This window comes from Thermococcus prieurii (genome assembly GCF_054657655.1).
The window spans coordinates 602308-620148 of the sequence record NZ_BAAHYH010000002.1 but is presented as its reverse complement, the minus strand read 5'-3'; the positions used below and the strand labels follow the sequence as shown (position 1 = coordinate 620148).

25 protein-coding genes and 2 tRNA genes are annotated in these 17841 nt (G+C 53.5%); 24 read left to right on the top strand and 3 right to left on the bottom strand.

The genetic code is table 11. The features are described from left to right. The first annotated feature begins 82 nt into the window (after nt 1–82). The 5 genes from ACYQ04_RS06625 to ACYQ04_RS06605 all read left to right on the top strand — a co-directional run bounded on the left by ACYQ04_RS06625 (nt 83) and on the right by ACYQ04_RS06605 (nt 2884). Nucleotides 83–565 carry a hypothetical protein gene (locus ACYQ04_RS06625; RefSeq protein WP_460128278.1) on the top strand — a complete coding sequence of 161 codons (483 nt, stop codon included), beginning with the start codon at nt 83–85 and terminating at the stop codon, nt 563–565. Nucleotides 566–570: 5 nt separating this feature from the next. Further along, nucleotides 571–924, top strand: a complete 354-nt coding sequence (locus ACYQ04_RS06620) for a roadblock/LC7 domain-containing protein (protein WP_015859493.1) — start codon at nt 571–573, stop codon at nt 922–924. 35 nt (nt 925–959) lie between these two features. Continuing rightward, entirely contained in the window at nt 960–1628 is a 669-nt protein-coding gene (locus ACYQ04_RS06615; protein ID WP_460128276.1) for a DUF2226 domain-containing protein, read from the top strand. Nucleotides 1629–1658: 30 nt separating this feature from the next. Beyond that, entirely contained in the window at nt 1659–2279 is a 621-nt protein-coding gene (locus ACYQ04_RS06610) for an HD domain-containing protein (protein WP_460128275.1), read from the top strand. A 92-nt stretch (nt 2280–2371) separates the two neighbouring features. After that, on the top strand, nt 2372–2884 hold the full coding sequence (locus tag ACYQ04_RS06605; protein WP_099210167.1) for a KH domain-containing protein: 513 nt from the start codon (nt 2372–2374) through the stop codon (nt 2882–2884). Nucleotides 2885–2887: 3 nt separating this feature from the next. On the opposite strand, the gene ACYQ04_RS06600 is transcribed toward ACYQ04_RS06605, so the two are convergent. Next, complete coding sequence (locus tag ACYQ04_RS06600) at nt 2888–3394, bottom strand: putative toxin-antitoxin system toxin component, PIN family (protein WP_460128273.1); 507 nt, start codon at nt 3392–3394, stop codon at nt 2888–2890. A 4-nt stretch (nt 3395–3398) separates the two neighbouring features. Beyond that, entirely contained in the window at nt 3399–3677 is a 279-nt protein-coding gene (locus tag ACYQ04_RS06595; protein ID WP_460128271.1) for a hypothetical protein, read from the bottom strand. Nucleotides 3678–3773: 96 nt separating this feature from the next. Here ACYQ04_RS06595 and aspS point away from each other — a divergent pair, with 96 nt between their 5' ends. The 6 genes from aspS to ACYQ04_RS06565 all read left to right on the top strand — a co-directional run bounded on the left by aspS (nt 3774) and on the right by ACYQ04_RS06565 (nt 10547). Continuing rightward, on the top strand, nt 3774–5090 hold the full coding sequence (gene aspS / locus ACYQ04_RS06590; RefSeq protein WP_460130007.1) for an aspartate--tRNA(Asn) ligase: 1317 nt from the start codon (nt 3774–3776) through the stop codon (nt 5088–5090). A 137-nt stretch (nt 5091–5227) separates the two neighbouring features. Further along, nucleotides 5228–7306 carry a COG1361 family protein gene (locus tag ACYQ04_RS06585; RefSeq protein WP_460128270.1) on the top strand — a complete coding sequence of 693 codons (2079 nt, stop codon included), beginning with the start codon at nt 5228–5230 and terminating at the stop codon, nt 7304–7306. Nucleotides 7307–7336: 30 nt separating this feature from the next. Next, complete coding sequence (pth2, locus tag ACYQ04_RS06580; protein ID WP_460128267.1) at nt 7337–7699, top strand: peptidyl-tRNA hydrolase Pth2; 363 nt, start codon at nt 7337–7339, stop codon at nt 7697–7699. Nucleotides 7700–7702: 3 nt separating this feature from the next. Then, nucleotides 7703–8950 (top strand): tRNA pseudouridine(13) synthase TruD, encoded by a 1248-nt coding sequence (gene truD / locus ACYQ04_RS06575; protein ID WP_460128261.1) that lies wholly within the window; start codon nt 7703–7705, stop codon nt 8948–8950. 48 nt (nt 8951–8998) lie between these two features. Further along, a complete protein-coding gene (locus ACYQ04_RS06570; protein ID WP_460128257.1) occupies nt 8999–9739 on the top strand; it encodes a phosphoglycolate phosphatase in 741 nt (246 codons plus the stop codon). Beyond that, nucleotides 9714–10547, top strand: a complete 834-nt coding sequence (locus ACYQ04_RS06565) for a GNAT family N-acetyltransferase (RefSeq protein ID WP_460128253.1) — start codon at nt 9714–9716, stop codon at nt 10545–10547. The genes ACYQ04_RS06570 and ACYQ04_RS06565 overlap by 26 nt, the downstream gene beginning before the upstream one ends. On the opposite strand, the gene ACYQ04_RS06560 is transcribed toward ACYQ04_RS06565, so the two are convergent. Further along, nucleotides 10540–11685 carry a M20 metallopeptidase family protein gene (locus ACYQ04_RS06560; RefSeq protein ID WP_460130005.1) on the bottom strand — a complete coding sequence of 382 codons (1146 nt, stop codon included), beginning with the start codon at nt 11683–11685 and terminating at the stop codon, nt 10540–10542. The two genes, ACYQ04_RS06565 and ACYQ04_RS06560, sit on opposite strands and share 8 nt — an antisense overlap. A 123-nt stretch (nt 11686–11808) precedes the next feature. On the opposite strand from ACYQ04_RS06560, the gene ACYQ04_RS06555 reads away from it, so the two are divergent. The 13 genes from ACYQ04_RS06555 to ACYQ04_RS06495 all read left to right on the top strand — a co-directional run bounded on the left by ACYQ04_RS06555 (nt 11809) and on the right by ACYQ04_RS06495 (nt 17838). Then, nucleotides 11809–11886, top strand: a tRNA-Ala gene (locus ACYQ04_RS06555). A 10-nt stretch (nt 11887–11896) separates the two neighbouring features. Beyond that, nucleotides 11897–11974 (top strand) — tRNA-Val (locus ACYQ04_RS06550). 865 nt (nt 11975–12839) lie between these two features. Then, the gene (locus ACYQ04_RS06545; RefSeq protein ID WP_014121315.1) at nt 12840–13100 is read left to right on the top strand and encodes a 50S ribosomal protein L37ae; all 261 of its coding nucleotides are present in this window, start codon (nt 12840–12842) and stop codon (nt 13098–13100) included. Nucleotides 13101–13124: 24 nt separating this feature from the next. Continuing rightward, nucleotides 13125–13274 (top strand): DNA-directed RNA polymerase subunit P, encoded by a 150-nt coding sequence (locus tag ACYQ04_RS06540; RefSeq protein WP_042689082.1) that lies wholly within the window; start codon nt 13125–13127, stop codon nt 13272–13274. A 51-nt stretch (nt 13275–13325) separates the two neighbouring features. Then, nucleotides 13326–13961: a ribosomal biogenesis protein gene (locus ACYQ04_RS06535; RefSeq protein WP_460130003.1), complete on the top strand. Its 636-nt coding sequence runs from the start codon at nt 13326–13328 to the stop codon at nt 13959–13961. Then, nucleotides 13910–14182 carry a KEOPS complex subunit Pcc1 gene (pcc1, locus tag ACYQ04_RS06530; protein WP_460128250.1) on the top strand — a complete coding sequence of 91 codons (273 nt, stop codon included), beginning with the start codon at nt 13910–13912 and terminating at the stop codon, nt 14180–14182. Before ACYQ04_RS06535 ends, pcc1 begins: the two co-directional genes overlap by 52 nt. Before the next feature lie 195 nt (nt 14183–14377). Then, the gene (locus tag ACYQ04_RS06525) at nt 14378–14953 is read left to right on the top strand and encodes a hypothetical protein (protein ID WP_460128247.1); all 576 of its coding nucleotides are present in this window, start codon (nt 14378–14380) and stop codon (nt 14951–14953) included. 116 nt (nt 14954–15069) lie between these two features. Then, nucleotides 15070–15267: a hypothetical protein gene (locus ACYQ04_RS06520; RefSeq protein ID WP_460128244.1), complete on the top strand. Its 198-nt coding sequence runs from the start codon at nt 15070–15072 to the stop codon at nt 15265–15267. Between the two features lie 11 nt (nt 15268–15278). Next, nucleotides 15279–15695, top strand: a complete 417-nt coding sequence (locus ACYQ04_RS06515) for a hypothetical protein (protein ID WP_460128242.1) — start codon at nt 15279–15281, stop codon at nt 15693–15695. Nucleotides 15696–15786: 91 nt separating this feature from the next. Then, nucleotides 15787–16137, top strand: a complete 351-nt coding sequence (locus ACYQ04_RS06510; RefSeq protein ID WP_014122032.1) for a prefoldin subunit beta — start codon at nt 15787–15789, stop codon at nt 16135–16137. Nucleotides 16138–16164: 27 nt separating this feature from the next. After that, nucleotides 16165–16473: a DUF3194 domain-containing protein gene (locus ACYQ04_RS06505; protein ID WP_460130001.1), complete on the top strand. Its 309-nt coding sequence runs from the start codon at nt 16165–16167 to the stop codon at nt 16471–16473. Between the two features lie 33 nt (nt 16474–16506). Continuing rightward, nucleotides 16507–16827 (top strand): nucleotidyltransferase domain-containing protein, encoded by a 321-nt coding sequence (locus ACYQ04_RS06500; protein WP_460128237.1) that lies wholly within the window; start codon nt 16507–16509, stop codon nt 16825–16827. 27 nt (nt 16828–16854) lie between these two features. After that, nucleotides 16855–17838 (top strand): DHH family phosphoesterase, encoded by a 984-nt coding sequence (locus tag ACYQ04_RS06495; RefSeq protein ID WP_460128234.1) that lies wholly within the window; start codon nt 16855–16857, stop codon nt 17836–17838. The last annotated feature ends 3 nt before the right edge of the window (nt 17839–17841 follow it).

Below are 17841 nucleotides of genomic sequence, written 5' to 3'. Positions count from 1 at the left end.
TCTTTTCCAAATAATAGGCGGCAAATATTATATCGCGTCGTGACATCGTGTTGCTGACCTGCCCCTTTGAGGGGTGTCACCCATGACGGAGGCGAAGGTCGTGGAAAGGGTTAATGAGAGGTCTGAGGAAATGGCGACTAAAATGAACAACCTGATTCTCTATGGAATATACAAAGTTCTCGGGGCCGGAGCCAAGGGCCTTGGGAACTCTGTTGGTGAGGAGCTTCTGAATACAATGATGGAGGAGTACGGACTGAACTTTGAGGGAAGCGATGACCCCCAGGAGCTCCTCAACCGCTTCACGGAGGTTATGATAAACACCCTCGGGTTTGCCGAGAAGGGTGAAATCATCGTGAACGGAAACAACGTCACCCTGAAGCTTGACAATCCCATGGACCTCTATGCGCTTCAGTTGCTTGAGAAGAAGGGCATGAAGCCCATGCTCTACCCGATGGCCAACGCCATAGCCGTCGCCATCAAGAGGTTCAGCGGAAAGAACGTCCTGATTAAGGAAATCCGCGTTTCGGACAAGCACGTTGAAGTTGATATGCTGATTCTGGGGTGATGTGAATGTTTGAGAACGTTATTGCCGACCTTCTCAGGGTTGATGGCGTCAAGGGAGTTGCCATAGTGAGCAAGGACGGTCTCCTCATCGAGGGTCAGGCGAGCGACAGGACGATAGACGTTGAGAGTGTCGCCGCGATGGTCGCGACCATCTACGGTACTGCACTCAACGTGTCCAATGAGGTCTTCCACGAGGAAGCCGTTGACATGGTCACGCTTGAATCGCCGAAGGGTAAAATTATCACCGTCGAGGCGGGTGAAAACGCTGTCCTGACGGTTCTCACGGACCCGAAGGTCAACCTCGGTCTCGTCAGGATTTACCTCAAGAGGAACGCTCAGAAGGTCGCCTCGATGCTGTGAGCCTTTCTTTTACTTAATTTTGTAGGGTGGTTGAGATGTTGCCCGGAAAGTTTCTTGGGGTTGTTGTTGATTTTAACAGCACTAAGGAGCTTCTTGAGAAGGTTCAGCAGGGTTACCTTAAGGCCTCATGGCGCGACGGCGAGACGCTAAAAACGGGCTACGTTCTCGTTTCGGCGGGACAAATCGTGGGGGCACTCATTGAGGACGTATTAAACGGCACTCGCCTGGAAGGTGAGTCCGCCCTTGAGGAGATGTCCCGCGTTTCCAGGTCCAAAAAGGTCAGGGCCGTTGAGCTTTATGAAGCAGACGTCACCGAAATCCTCCGCGAGAACCCCTCAATCAGGGTGGAGAACGGGGTTATAAGTGAGGAGATTCCCGGATGGGACCTCGATTCACTCCTCCTCGTGCTCACCACTCACAGGGGAGAACTCAGGGTTCACAACGGGGGAACCTCCTGGCGCCTTTACCTTGATAATGGTGTCGTGAGGGCCGCGCAGACGATTCGCGGTCCAACCTTAAAGGGAAACGAGGCACTGAAGAACCTTCTCTGGGAGATTGGAAAGGTCATCAAGGACGGCAGGTTTGAAACCGGCGGTCACTGGGAGTTCACGAGGGAGGAGGAAGTCCATGACGGTGGCGTCTTCACTGAGAGCGTTCACCTGCTGAAGGAGAAGAGGCGCGTTGACAACGCCAAAGGCTTTTAAACCCCTTCCTTTTTCTCCAACCGATGCGCTATGAAGCTTGAGGAGTTCATACCCGACGCCAAGACGCGGGAGCTAATAGAGAGAACGCGCGAGTTCGCGAGGGGCTTCTTCGAGAGAGAAGGGACGCACGGCTTCAGCCACGTGGAGAGGGTTTTCAACCTCTGCATGCACATAGGCAGAGAAGAAGGGGCGGACCTCGAGGTTCTGGCCCTGGCATCGCTCCTCCACGACATAGCGAGACCCCTTGAGGACGCCGGCAAAGTTGAAGACCATGCTCTGGAGGGCGCTAAGATAGCGAAGCGCTTCCTTCTAAGCCTTGGTTACCCTGAGGAGAAGGCCAAGGCGGTTGCCCACGCTATAGAGTCCCACCGCTTTTCGAGAGGTCCGGAGCCAAAGACCCTCGAGGCGAAGATACTCAGCGACGCCGACAAGCTCGACGCAATAGGGGCCATAGGAATCGCGCGCGTTTTCATGTACTCCGGCGAGCACGGGAGGGATATTGAGGCCTCCCTCAGGCACTTTGAGGAGAAAATACTCAAGCTCAAGGATTTAATGTACACCGAAACCGCGAAGCGCATCGCCGAGAACAGGCACCGCTTTACCGTTGAGTTCATCGAGAGAATTCGGCGGGAAATCGAGGGCGAGCTTTGAGTTCTTCCCCTTTCGAGCCACATAATAACCTTTTTAAAGGGCTTCCTGAATTAAGGGTTAGCCCATCAAGGTCATTCTAAGGAGGTGAGAACGTGAAGGCGCCAATCTGTGAGGTTTGTCTCAAGACCGACGACATTCTCTGCCCCGCTGACGAGAAAAAGCTCCAGGAGGGTATAATCTCCGAGCTGGACGTTAAGGTTGCACGCTTACTCTACAAGCTTCTCGGCGACGTTGAGGTCGAGTTCAAGAAGGCCGTCGAGGCTGGAGACCTAATCGTTATCGTTGTCGGAGAAGGAGACGTCCCGATAACCATCGGCAAGGGTGGAAAGAACATAAAGACCCTCATAAGGGAGCTCGGAAAGCGCGTTAGGGTCATCGAGGGCATGAAGGCGGAATCAACCGATGAGCTCAAGAAGCTCGCCTCCGACCTGCTCTACCCTGCCGGTGTCTTCGGCGTCAACGTCGTTTACAGGCCCGGCGGAGAGACCTACTACAAGGTCCTCGTCTTCGGCAGGGACAGGAAGAAGCTCCCGGAGAAGCCCGAGATACTCGAGAGCGTCCTGAGCCAGATAGTCGGGAAGGAAGTCAAGATTTCGTTTGTCTGAGGTCTATCTTTTCTTGACTTCCCTTATGAATTCCCTAGCAGTGAGCACGTAAAAATAGTGATTCACAATCCTCGCTCGGCCTGTTTTGGAGTCGTCCTTTAAGACAAAGTTCCCGAAGTGCTTCGTGTTCTCTGTGATGAGATACTTTGCTTTGGACGCGAAAACCGCCTCAATGAATTTCACATCGTCGGGGTCTTGGAGCCTTATAACTGTCTTCTTGTCGTTCAGAGTATGTTTAGGTTCGAGAAACCTCGAATTAGAGCGGATTATACCCAGTATCCTATGGGCTTTGTCCACGAGGTTCCAATACGTTTCGGGAGTTGCGAACTCTATCGCTATCGAGAACAGAGTAATCTCCATCTCATCGAGGATTTCAGGAGTAACGTAGTTTTCAATCTCCCTGGCTTTCAACATTTCCAGAATCTTCCACGCTGGGCTTCTGGCTTCGTCTTTGGATTTAAGCGCGCTCACTAAAATCGACGTGTCAATGACGGTTCGGAGTTTTGGCATTGGCTCACACCAAACCGGCTTTCCTGAGTTTTTCCTCTATCCTCTTGTATTTCCTGAAGTTTTTCTTTCCTGCATCGAGGAGCTTCTCCAGTGGCTGGTCTATACCAACGGATTTATCCGATTTGGATGCGAGTTTGTCAAGCTTCCCCGAGCGAGAAGCTTCGATGAGGCTCTTAAGCTCGAAGAACCACAGAACGTCCTCGGGTTTCTCACCTATTTTCTTCGCTATGCTCTCGGCCATGAGCTTTGTAACCTCGCTGGAAGTGCTCACGGTCTCGCTCATACTCCCACCATTCCAAACTTCGTTTGGGAGTAGATTAAGGTTTTGGTGCAATCGAATACCTTTAAAAGCTCGCCCCTACTCCTTCTGGGGATGGCCATGTACAGGACTCACTACTCGAGCGAGATAACCGAAGAACTCAACGGCCAGCGCGTTAAAGTGGCCGGCTGGGTGTGGGAAGTCAAGGATTTGGGCGGAATCAAGTTCCTCTGGCTCAGGGACAGGGAGGGAATAGTCCAGATTACCGCCCCGAAGAAGAAGGTTGACCCCGAGATATTCAAGCTCATTCCGAAGCTCAACAGTGAAGACGTCGTCGCGGTCGAGGGAATCGTTAACTTCACGCCCAAGGCGAAGCTCGGCTTTGAGATTCTCCCGGAGAAGCTTGAAGTCCTCAGCAGGGCGGAGACACCTCTACCCCTCGACCCGACCGGGAAGGTCAAGGCCGAGCTCGACACCCGCCTGGACAACCGCTTTATGGACGTCAGAAGGCCGGAGGTAATGGCGATATTCAAGATACGCTCGAGCGTCTTCAAGGCCGTTCGTGACTTCTTCCACGAGAACGGCTTCATCGAGATTCACACGCCCAAGATTATAGCGACGGCAACCGAGGGCGGAACCGAGCTCTTCCCGATGAAGTACTTCGAGAAGGACGCCTTTTTAGCTCAGAGCCCTCAGCTTTACAAGCAGATTATGATGGCGAGCGGTCTGGACAGGGTTTACGAGATAGCGCCGATTTTTAGGGCTGAAGAGCACAACACGACGCGCCATTTAAACGAGGCGTGGAGCATTGACGCGGAGATGGCCTTCATCGAGAACGAGGAGGAGGTAATGGAGCTCCTTGAGAGGCTCGTGGCTCATACAATCAACTACGTCCGCGAGCACAACGCAAAGGAACTCGAAACCCTCAACTTCGAGCTGGAGGAGCCGAAACTGCCTTTCCCGAGGCTGAGCTACGATAAGGCCCTTGAGATTTTGGCGGACCTCGGGAAGGAGATTCCATGGGGCGAAGACATAGATACCGAGAGTGAGAGGCTACTCGGGAAGTACATGATGGAGAACGAGAACGCTCCGCTCTACTTCCTCTACAAGTACCCGAGCGAGGCGAAGCCCTTCTACATAATGAAGTACGATGACAAGCCGGAAATCTGCAGAGCCTTTGATTTGGAGTACCGGGGCGTTGAGATAACCTCCGGTGGCCAGAGGGAGCACCGCGTTGATGTTCTCGTCGAGCAGATTAAGGAGAAGGGGCTCAACCCGGAGAGCTTCGAATTCTACCTCAAGGCCTTCCGCTACGGGATGCCGCCGCACGGTGGCTTCGGCCTCGGCGCCGAGAGGCTGATAAAGCAGATGCTTGACCTTCCGAACATCAGGGAGGTTATCCTGTTCCCGAGGGACAGGAAGAGGCTCACACCGTAAGGCCTTTATACCTTTTGTCTATTTTAAATAGACGAGTGTTGCCTATAATCTAAGGAGGTTTGAAGATGAAAAAAGTCATGGCGTTTAGTATTATAGGCATTCTAATGTTTTCACTCCTGTTGTCAAGCGTGGGAGTGGTGTCCGCGGATGATACCCTGTACGGTAAGATTTATCCAAGTGTTGAGCTCTCCCTGGGCTCAAAGGTTACCGTTGGTCCGTACACAATAGAATTCAAGGACACCGACAGGTACTTTACTACCGCCGTTCTTGTAGTCAGCGGTCCCGAGGGAACCACTCAGGTTTTTGTCCAGGAGGGGACCACCGCTTATTATCCCTCTCAGTCAAACCCAGTGCTTGCATTCAGGGTTGCCATATGGACTCAGAACGACAAGCCGGTTGCCTACTTAGACATTCTCTCCCCCCTCAAGAAGGTCAATCCAAACACAATAACCCTCAGCGCAGGCGCTACGTACAACCTTCCCGTTGGAACCCTTAGGGTGTCATCACTGACGAACACTAGTGCAACCTTCACCGTTTACCTTCCCAACAACCCCGCCCAGAGCATTACTCTCAAGGCCAACCAGTCGGGGGGTATAACTTACTCTTTCCCCAACTCGGACTTCAAGTACAGCAACTTCGTTTACATAACCGTCCAGAGTGTTTCAACGAAGTCCGTTACCTTTGACGTTTACATGCCCCGCGTGACGGCTACGAAGATAACGACGTACTCGGGTAGCGGTTCGTCGTCTTCCAGTTCAAGCTCTTCATCAGGCACCCAAACGGTGTCGACAACGTTGATTTACAACGGTGTTCTTTACACAAACGAGAAATTACCAATAACCGTGAACAGCACAAAGTATTACATTGATTTGATATCCGTGGTCTCCACAAAGGTCAGCCTCAAGGTCTACAAAGGTGATAGCGTTGTTGGTGTATTCTTCGTGAACGTCGGCGCGATTCAGGACCTCAAGGGAACACCCTTCAAGATTTTAATTCAGAGAACCGAGCCCATTTACAACCGTGCGAGCCTCGTGATTTACGGCCCAGAGAACGCCCAAGTGACTCCAATACTTCGCTCTGCCGACATCGTTGCGACGATAAGCACAGTTCCAAAAACTGTGATGCTTGGGGACGACATGATAATCGTAGTCTCAGTTGAAAACAAAGGCAAAGGAGACGCATACGACGTCACCGTTGCCGCTCCGATACCCAACGGGTTCCAGTTAGTAAGCACTACCAAGAGCTGGACATTTAAGAGCCTTCCCGCCTTCACCAAGATGCCCGCCCTCATATACGTCCTCAAGCCGACCAAGGTCGGTAAGTTCGACATAGGAAAGGTTCTCGTCAAGTACTACGATGACCAGAGTCTCGAAACCGGCCAGATGAAGACGGTTTACTCCGCTCCCCTTACGAACATAGTGGTCTACGGGGTACCGAAACTTTCCGTGTCCGCGGTGGCATACAACGGTAGTACAACGGGCAAGTACGTTCACGCGAAGGCCAATCAGGAGGTTACGCTCAAGTTCACAGTATCCGCTCAAAAGGGCAACCCAACGTACGAGTTCATAAAGAACGCAACCCTCTACCTCGTGCTTCCAAAAGGTCTCCAGGGCAATTCCCTCATCAAGGTTGGAGACCTGAAAGCGGGTTCCTCCAAGACAGTACAGACCAAGGTTAAAGTTGGGGGCCAAGCACTATATAACATTGGTGCCGTTCTGGTCTACTACGACCCCGTTGGCAACAAGCACGAGCTCAACCTTGGAAACCTAGTAACGATAAACAGTGTTCCTCCCGCCGTTGTCACTAAGGAAGTCAAGGTCTGGCCCAGTGAATCTGAGGTGCCCTCTTACATAGGCCAGCTCCTGACGAAGTCCAAGGACCCCCAGAAGCTCACCGAGGAGTTGCTCGTTGAACTTGCACCGTATACGACCAACGAGAGCCTATCCCAGTACCTCAACAAGGTTCTCAATGGGACCAACTCAACAGGCCTTGCAAAGGTCGCGTACGACACCGTGACCGTGTACTACAAACCCTCAAACCCCTGGAAGCCGCTGGCGGTTATCTTCCTCCTCGCGACTCTCGTGGTGGCAGGTTTGGCCTACAACTACAGAACCGAAGCCGATAAGCTCCGGGAGAGGCTCGAAAAGAAGAAGAGCAGACGCCCTGGAGGACTTCCAAAGAAGGAAGAGACCGAGGAAAAAGAGGAGGGCGCTTGATTTTTAAACCCTCCCTACTTCTTTTCTTCCATGAGCGCGTTCAAGTACAAGCAGGTTATCGTTTCAAGGAAAGATTTGAAGCTCAGCAAGGGCAAGTTCGCGGTTCAGGTTGCCCACGGGGCAGTTACGGCGGCACTCAAAGCCCAGAAGGAGAGGCCTGAATGGTTTAAAGCGTGGTTCGACGAGGGGCAGAAGAAGGTCGTCGTCAAGGCGGAGAACCTCGAGGAGCTGTTCCAGCTGAAAGCCCAGGCTGAGAAGCTCGGTCTCCCTACGGCACTGATAAGGGACGCGGGATTAACAGAGATTCCCCCGGGGACAATAACCGTCTTAGCCATCGGGCCCGGGCCAGAGGAGCTGGTGGACAAGGTTACTGGCCATCTCAAGCTGGTGTGAGTCATGGACTATCGCGAGTTCTTCTCCCAGTTCCGGCACCTGAGCGAGAAGCCCAGGATAGGGGGCAGAATCAAGGCCCTTCCCGAGGATTTTGTTGTCATCGAGGAACCTCTACCCCAGATTTTTGAGGGAAGACGGTACGCGGTTTTTCTCCTTAAAAAGCGCAACTGGGACACTATGGCCGTGATAAAGGAGATAGCCAAGCGCGCCGGGATAAGCCACCGCGAGATAGGCTTCGCCGGGACGAAGGACAGGCACGCGGTGACCTACCAGTACATAAGCGTGCCAGCGAAGGCTAAGGAGAAAGTTGAGTCAGTTCAAATCCGGGACGTTGAGCTGAGGTTCGTCTCCTACGGCCGGTTCATAAAGCTCGGCCACCTGCTCGGCAACAGGTTCAGGATAATCGTCAGGGACGTCGGAGAGGACGCCTTTGAAATGACTAAGGAGATAATCCGGGAGCTCCGCGGGAAAGGTGGCTTCCCCAACTACTTCGGCTACCAGCGCTTCGGCGAGAGAAGGGTTGTGAACCACCTGATTGGAAAGCTTCTCCTCCAGGGGGAGTTTGAGGAATCGGCGAGGCTTTTCCTCGGCTACGCCGACGGGAGCATGGAGGGTGATGAAGCCAGAAAGAACTTCTGGGAGACGGGAGACGTTGACAGGGCCCTGGAGGAGTTCCCGCGCTTCCTCCGTTACGAGAGAACTCTACTCTACACCTACAAGAAGACCGGAAGCTGGAAAAAGGCTTTCCTGTCGCTCCCGCTCCCGATAATGCGCATCTTCATTCACTCCTACCAGAGCTACCTCTTCAACCTTTACCTGTCAAGGCGCATTGAAGAGCTACCTCTCAACGAACCACTGGTCGGCGATATCGTCGTCCAGATGAAGGGAGGAATACCGTACCGCGACAGGACATACCGCGTTACCGAGACGAACATCAACTTCGTCCGTGAGAAGGTGAAGAGGGGCGAGGCCATGGTTTCGGGCCCGCTCTTCGGCTTCGCGATGAGGAAAGCCAAGGGACTTCCCGGCGAACTTGAGGGGGAAATTCTCGAAGAGGAGGGAATAGCCCTCGACGCCTTCAAAAGGCTCCCGAAGCCGATGGCAGAACCTGGTGGAAGGCGGGAACTCCTCATTCGCCCAATAGGCATGACCTACGGCTACGTTCCCGGAACCGGAATGTGCTTCCGCTTCTTCCTTCCTAAGGGGGTTTACGCGACGAGCGTTTTGAGGGAAATCATGAAGGACCATTGAAAGCAAAGCCTTATAATCCCGCAACCTTTCCCGTCTTCGGGTGAGAGAATGAGGATTAAGGCGATATCCCTCGACATAGACGGCACGATAACGTACCGCGACAGAACGCTGAGCATCGACGCCCTGAAGGCCATAAGGCTCGCCGAGAGGCTCGGCGTTCCGGTAATGCTGGTCACAGGGAACTCCGTTCCATTCGCCGAAGCCGCGGCCGTTTTCATAGGAACGAGCGGGCCGGTTATAGCTGAAGACGGCGGGGCGCTCTCGCTGAAGGGCGAGGGAACAATGAGGAAGCGCGTTTTTCTAACGGATATGGACGAGGAGTGGATTCTGTGGAGCGAGCTGAAGAAACGCCATCCCGAGGCCGAGCTGAGCTATTCGACAATGGAGCGGAAGGCAGGTCTCGTCCTGAGGAGAACGGTTCCCGTTGAGGCCGTTAGGGAAATCATAGAGGAGTTGGGGCTTAACCTGGTGGCTGTTGATTCGGGCTTCGCAATCCACGTGAAGAAGCCCTGGATTAACAAGGGGACGGGAATAGAGAAGGCCTGCGAGTTTCTCGGGATAAAGCCCGACGAAGTCGCCCACGTCGGCGACGGTGAGAACGACCTCGATGCCTTCCGGGTCGTCGGCTACCGCGTTGCCATCGCCCAGGCCCCCGAGAGCCTCAAGCAGAAAGCTGACTACGTTACCAGGAAGCCCTACGGGGACGGCGGGGCGGAGGCGATAATGCACATCCTCAAGAAGTTCGGCTACCTGGGTGAGGACGATGAGAATCCGCTGGGCGACACTTGACGACATTGGAGGAATCGTTGAGCTCCACACCGCTGGAGAAAATGTAAGCGGTACCCTCTACGAGCGCTACTCTGCTGGAGGCCCCTGGATGGCCGTTGAGACCCTCGCGATTCACCTCAACAACCTCCTGCTCGATGACCAGCTTGTTGCAGTGGCGGAGCTCAACGGAAAGGTTGTCGGCGAGGTGGAAGTGCTATTCTCAGAGGAGCCAATCAACGGGGAAATCAGGAGGATAGGGCACGTTGACCTCATAGAGGTTCACCCCGATTACAGGAGAAAAGGCGTAGGCAGGGCGCTGATGGAGTTCGTTGAGGACGTTGCGAGGGAACGAGGAGTTGAGATGCTGACGGTTCAGCCGGAAGAGGAAGCAGAGGACTTCTACCGTCGCCTTGGGTTTGATATGAAGCCCTTTGAGGGGACTACCGTGTGGGTTCCATTGAAGGGGGAGGGAAAGACAGAACCCTCTGTCTTTAGCTGGGATGACGTTAAAGAGCTTGAGCTCGTCGCGGGTCGTTTTCAGAGCTCGTACAGCATGTATTTCTCTGCGTTTAAGGACAGCATCGCGGGGATACACTACACTGTCGAATCCGGAAGGGTTGGGGAGTCCTATTACGTGCTCAGGAACCTGCCCGGCAGGGATGGGGTTGCGGTTCTTCTCTGGGGCAGGGTCGAGGACCTCAAGCCCCTCCTCGGGAGGGCACGGGCTCTCGGATTCAAACGGGCTCTGACGGCCCTTCCAGGAGAAGTTGAAAGCTTTGGTGCCGAAAAAATACGAAAAATCAAAATACTCGCGAAGGAGCTCACCTGAGGAACTCCCTGGCGAGCGCCACTTCCATCGCGGTACCGAGGTGAAGGACGTCCTCATCAACGTCGAACCTCGGGTGGTGTGCCGGGTAGATTATTCCCTTTTCCTCGTTTCTGATTCCGAGGGCGAGGAAGGCTCCGGGGACACGCTGGAGGTAGTACGCAAAGTCCTCAGCCCCCATTGAGGGCGGAACCTCTCCATACCTGAGGCCGTACTTTTCCGCCACCGTCCTTGCGAAGTCAGCCATTTCCTTGTGGTTGATGGTCGGCGGAACGAGTTCAACAATCTCGCTCTTGCTCTCAAGGTTGTGGGCCCTCGCTATGCCCGAAATTATCTCTTCAATCCTCCTCTCGATGAGCTTTCCGACTTCCTCGTTGTAGAACCTGAAGGTTCCTTTAAGTTCGGCCTCCTCAGGAATTACGTTGTGCGCCGTTCCCGCGTTGAAAGCGGTAACGCTGACAACTGCCGTCTCGAAGGGCGACACGTTCCTGCTGACGATGGTCTGAAGTGCCATCACTGCTTCAGCTCCCGCGGGAATGGGGTCCCTTGCGAAGTGGGGGTAAGCCCCGTGTCCTCCAAGGCCTCTGAACTTTATCGTGAAGAACCCTGCCCCCGCCAGGAACGGGCCGTCTCGAATTCCGATGACTCCACTCGGCAGTTCCATCCACACGTGGAAGCCAAAGATTGCATCAACACCGTCAAGGGCGCCCCCTTCAATCATCTTCACGGCCCCGTTTCCGCCCTCCTCGGCGGGCTGGAACACGAGCCTGACCCTGCCGTTGAACTCCTCGATGTGCTCGGCGATTATCTTTCCTGCTCCAAGTAGCATGGCCGTATGGGCGTCATGACCGCAGGCGTGCATCTTTCCGGGAACGCGGGACTTGTAGGGGACATCGTTCTCTTCCTGAATCGGCAGTGCGTCCATGTCGGCACGTAACGCTATGGTCTTCTCACCCTCACCGATGTCGCCTATAATTCCCGTTCCAACGCGCTTTATCTTATAACCCCACTCGCGGAGGTGCTCCTCCACAATCTTCGAGGTCCTCTCCTCCTCGTACTTGAGTTCCGGCCACATGTGGAAGTCCCTGCGCCAGGCTATTATCTGGTCCTTAATCTTCTCGGCTTCTTCAATCGGATTCATTCCAATCACCGGTTCAATGTTGGCAGAGATGCATATTAGCTTTTCGATGTATATCTGAAAAGAACATTCGACCGCAAAATTTATAAACCCGCCCAGAAAGGAGATAACGGCGTCACTGGAAGTGGGCCGGTAGCTCAGCCTGGTATGAGCGCCGCCTTGGCAAGGCGGAGGCCCCGGGTTCAAATCCCGGCCGGTCCACCATCCTTGGGTTGGGCCCGTGGTCTAGACTGGTTATGACGCCACCCTGACAAGGTGGAGGTCCGGGGTTCGAATCCCCGCGGGCCCACCATTACAGCCCTTTCTGACGAAAGCGCTGGCGGAAAAGTAGGTGCTTTTTTTGAAATTTGGCAATTGTGAGAGAGTTTCTTTTTGACTTGCTCTTTCAAGAGTGTTTCATTTCCCAAACGGCGTCCGAAGGACGCCAAAAATAAGTTGAAACTAATACTCAAGGCATCTTTGAAGTTAAACTCACTTTAAAATCGCACATTAATTAGTGCACGACTGACTTTTTGCTCCTTGAGTAGAAGGGCACTCTTTGGTCAAACTTTGCTTAGCAAAGTTTGTTCGCCTGCGCGACGTCGAGCTTTGCTCGACGCAAGGGACGAAAGTCCCGCAGAGTTTGACCAAGATTTGTAGCTCCTTTTGGAAGGTTAAGTTTTTGGGTGATTTTTCTTGTTGAATGGTCAATTTAATTGTGAGAACTTTCTCAACTTGCTCCTTTCGTAGGTTTTTGCGTTTAAATCGACGCCCTTTGGGCGTCAGGGAAGAGTAAACCCTTTTGTGAGGGGGCTGTTTTAGCAGGTTCTCCTTTGGGAATGCGCAGTTTTGTGAGTAAAATCTTGACTAGTTTGAGCCTTCCGTAGGAGCTACTAACTTTTGGTGAAGCTTTTTCCAAAAGCTTCAGCGCTGGCGGAAGAGGTAGTGCTTTTTTAAAGTGTTCACTTTGTAATGACGTCTTTGGCTATAGGCTACAAACTTTTGGTGGTGAAGCATTCCCGGATAAATTTTATAAGGGAACCCTCCATCAACGGGCTGGTTTGAGGAAATCTGAGTTTGATGAAACTTGAGGAGCACGGTTTCCGGGCAAAGGTTTATAAAACGTCCCCGGAAACACTCTCCAGTCTTCGAGAATGCTTAGCTTTGGGGTGATGCTCATGGGAAGGACTGTTAAGGTCGGTTCAGCCGGAAGGTTCGGTCCGAGGTACGGTCTCAAGATTAGAAGAAGGGTCGCGGCCGTTGAGGCCAAGATGAAGCAGAAGCACGTTTGCCCTGTCTGCGGAAGGAAGGCCGTCAGGAGGATAAGCACCGGCATATGGCAGTGCCAGAAGTGCGGTGCCACCTTCGCCGGCGGTGCCTACCTGCCGACCACTCCGGCAGGAAAGGTCGCGAAGCGCGTCGTCGCTTCCAAGGCCTGATTCTTTTCCTTTGAGGTGATTCCTATGGTCGTTGCCATCTACCGCTGTGCCAAGTGCGGTAAGGAGGTCGAGCTCGACCTCGCCACAACCAGAGAGGTCCGCTGCCCCTACTGCGGAAGCAAGATACTCTACAAGCCCCGCCCGAGGGTTGCAAGAAGGGTTAAGGCCATCTGAGCCTTTTCTTTCGAAAGGCTTTTATCAACCAAACCCAAACGAGTGGTTGCCATGATGCTGATAACGACTTCCCACAGACCGACGAGGAGGACGAGGAGCTTCGGCCACGACTTGGAAAAGGTCTTCCCCAACTCGCTCTACCTGACCAGGGGAAAGAAGACCATCCAAGACCTTCTCATGGAGGCCTACGACAGGAACTACGAGAGGCTCTTGATAATCAACGTCTGGAAGGGCAACCCGCTCAAGATGACCTTCATCAAGGTTGACCCCAACGACTGGGGCTACCTTGGCTACCTCTACCTCCACGGCATCAAGCTCCAGCGCGAAATCGGTTTTAGGGACATCAGGCCAATCCGTGAGGAGATGCCCTTCGTCGTAACCACAGCCAAACGCGTTGGAATAGACCATACGGCCTTCGCCCAGGCCTTCGCCGAGCTCACCGGCGGAAAGTTCGTCCCTCGCGGGAACAAAAGCCTCCAGACGATAGCGGACAAGAACAACACGGACGTAATCGGCGTAATCGAGAACTATCCGAGGGGAATGGCCGTCAACTTCTACCGCTTCGACGTTACAAAAGACAGGCCCGTTGGGCCGTTAATCCTCGTGAAAATCTGGATTATGGAGGACGGGCGGAGATGGGACTACAAGGAAGCCATTCTGAGGAAGTCTGGCCAATCGAGGGAGTGATTGAGCTCGCCTTTCCCGACGAGGAAACGGCCAGGGTTGTCTACGAGAGCGTTCTCTACGAGCACAAGACCGTCCCCTACAGGCGGAGCAGGATTGATTTCCTTCTCGACGGGAGGAGAATCGTAATCCGGTTTCTGGCTAAGGATAACTCGGCCTTACGGGGAACGCTGAACTCCTATTTGAGATGGATTAAGGTCGCGATGGATTCCCTTGAGCTCTGATCCCGGCCTCTTCTCGTTGCCTGCCAGTTTTTGGGTTATGTCTCTACAACTAGGCTTATTGGCTTTTCCATGGCCAAAACGGCTGAGGTACCTAACTCCGAAAAGGGAATGTTACTTAATTATAATTAATAGTAAAACTTATAAGGATAGGGTGTGTATAATGTATTGTCAACAACTATAGGGGAGTGAAACGTCGTGAAGTGGAAGGCATTGCTTGCACTCCTGTTAGGACTGCTCGTCGTTGGAGTGACTGCAGGAAGCGCGGAGGCAACAGTGGGGACACCTGTAGGCACCAGCAGTCCCTCGGACCCGTGGGAAGCATGGGCAAAGCAGCACACTGTCCGTGTGCTCGTCGTCGAGAGAATCCAATACCTGAACGGGAAGCTCATAAAGCAGGTTGAGTACACGGGTGATGAACTACAGGCCAAGTTTGGAGTTGACAGGATTTCCAAGGTCAAAGTCGCAAGAATGTCCCTCAGCGAGTTGCTGAAGCTGTATCCCCTGGAGGCAAAGACGCTGGCCTTAGGAATGCCCGTGGTTAGAACATATTACAAGACAACCGTCCTGACCACCAGCGACGACCCGTACCCCTGGTGGGAGCATCCCCCATATCTCCCGAGGTGGACCTGGGATAAATTGAATACTGTGGATATCTGTTCTGCCACACTTACTATGAAAAAGCAGACCCCGTCAACCTCGTCTGGGAGGGTGGTACCAAGGACGATGTCAAAAAAGTACTCAAGGATGCCGGCTGGAACGACTGGATTGTAGCATCTAGTCAGTATATCTACGACCCGCCCCAGTATGGGGGAGGTGGCTGGGAAGAGGGAGATGACCTAGCAACTAGCTGGCATGGACTTTTTGGAAGATATCACATTCGCCTCTGGGTGATTTACAATGGAAAGATAATAGGCTCGGCCCATCATGACACAAGCTTTCCTCACCATGCTGACACATACGAGGGGGGCGAGGACAAGGTGGCAGGATATTACAAATCGCCGTGGCACGTCTGCAAAGACTGCGTGAATCTGCACAACGCTATCGGCGAGAAAAACGATGGGTACGCGACGGTAATTAAGAAGTGAGGGGTGGAAGCATGCGGCTCGGGCGCCCCTTTTCAACTATTGTTTTTGCCTTTTCAGTGTATTTCCTATACATGGGCATAATCTTTACGCTTGCACGTCTTCCCCTTTCCGGTGACGAGCCAAACCTGCTCCTCGACCTCTTACCCGTCGTCATTGGCCTCTTCGTGCCCGCAATAGCCTCGTTTCTCTTTCTGCAGAAAACAAAGGTTCCACTTGGGTTTTTCTGGATGAGCTCGGCGATAACGGTAATTCTTGCGTCCTTAATTACATACACAATCATCACAAGGAACTGCACGCCAACAGCGTGCGACGACAACGATGCCATCCTAGCCTTCATGGCCGCCCTCGTTATCCTTGGCTTCCTGCTCGGTGTCTTCCTCTATCGGCTGACCGGAAAGCCGGGTTCCAGAAGCTCCCCTCCTGCCTGATTAACTTTTTGAGTTTCTGTGTTGTCCTACCTAAACTATTTAAAGCCCCGCCCTTATTCTAACCCGGCATTACGATTACGGAGGTGTTGTCATGCAGGGTATCCCGCCACAGGTTCAGTCCATGCTGGCCCAGCTTGAGAGCTACCAGGGGCAGCTTCAGCTTCTTGTCCAGCAGAAGCAGAAGGTTCAGCTCGAACTCAACGAGGCCAAGAAGGCCCTTGAGGAGATTGAGAAGCTCCCCGACGACGCGGTCGTCTACAAGACCGTTGGAACGCTCATCGTCAAGACCGACAAGGCCAAGGCCGTCGAGGAGCTCAAGGAGAAGGTCGAAACCCTTGAAGTCCGCCTCAGTGCCCTTGAAAGGCAGGAGAAGAAGCTCAACGAGAAGCTCAAGGAACTGACCGCTAAGATACAGAGCTCGCTCCGCCCGACGGCGGGCTGATTTCCCTTTTCTCTCCCGGTGGTGAGTATGGAGCAGAGGGGCGTTATCAACATAGGCCTTCCAGAGCTGAGCGAAGAACAACTCATCGAAATCGGGGAGCTGGCGCAGGGGGTCATAATAAAGCACGTCTTCGACGCCCTCAATCGAAGCGACGTCAAGGACATCGAGGTGACCACGAGAATAAACCGGGACGAAACGCTCAACCTCGAAATCGAGGTCTACCTCGAAGTCCCGGTCTTCGTCAAGGTGGACGTCGAGAGGCTGATTGACGAGGCCCTCGAGAAGGCCTACGAAGCGGTAGAAAGAAAGCTGAGGGAGATTGCGGGTAAGGGTTAAATTCAGTTTTGACAACATCTTCTCGGTGGGAGAATGAGGCACAGGGAAGTAGCCGAGGCCTTCGCAAGGGACGTCAGGAGACTGCTGGGAGACAACGTCGTCGAAGTCATACTCTTCGGCTCCGTCGCGAGGGGAGAGGCCAGTGAGGAAAGCGACGTTGATATCCTCGTGATTGTCAAGAAAAACCCTTGGGATAGCCAAAAGAAGCTTGCCGACCTCGTCGTTGATTATCTTCTCAAGTACGGCGTCTACGTATCTCCCAAAGTTCTGAGCGTCGAGGAGTTCGAGTTCATGAAGGGCATAAACTCGGCGTTTTACATCAACGTGAGCAGGGAGGGTTTGAAGGTTGCATAGCGCCAAAAACATCATGGAGGAGCTGAAATGAAGGGAAAGCTCAAGCTTAAGCGCTTCCTCCAGCGCTCGCGGGATAAATCTTACCTCCTCCTCTGCCACCACAACGCCGACCCCGATTCCCTTGGCTCGGCGATAGCCTTCGCCCGCTACCTCAGGTTTATCGGCGTTGAGAGGGTCAGGATAGGCGTTGCCCAGAGCGTTTCCTCCTACGCGAAGAGGCTTTTGACGCTCTCGCCCGTTCCCGTTGAGAAAAACCCGACCGTTGAGGAAGACGTCGTCGTAATCTTCGACACCTCCTCCCTCGAACAGCTCGAACCGATTGAGATTCCGAAGGGGAAGACGGTAATCCTGATTGACCATCACGTCGAGAAGGAGAGGCCGATTAAGGCCGACATAGCGGTCGTTGACTCCTCAATGACATCAACCGCCGAAATCGTGTGGGAGCTGTTCAGGTACCTTGGATTTGCCGACGAGGAGAGCGCGAGGGCCCTTTTGGCGGGAATCGTTACCGACACGGCCAACTTCCGCTTCGCCAACGCGAAGACCTTCAAAGCGGTGAGCGAGATACTGGAGAGGTTTCCGCTCCAGATGGGGGAGATATTTTCCCTCGTTGCCCCTTCCAGCGACGAAAACACCGACAACGCCCGGAGGATGGCCGTCCTAAAGGCCTGCCAGAGGCTCGAAATCAGAAAGTTCAGGAAGTACATCATCGCCGTCTCGAAGGTCTCGGCCTACGAGTCCTACGCCTGCAAGGTCTTCCTCCAGCTTGGGGCCGACATAGCAATAGTCGGAAGCGAGAAGAAGGGCGTTAGGATTTCCGCGAGGGCAAAGGAGAGCCTCGTGAAGAAAGGTCTCCACCTCGGGAAAATCATGGAGAAAGTGGGACCCGTTATTGAAGGCTCTGGCGGTGGCCACGCCGGAGCCGCTGGGGCGAACGGAAAGGCCAACCTTGATAAGGCCATAAAGCTAATCCTCAAGGAGATTGAGAACTTCCTCAGGGAGAACGGGTGATTG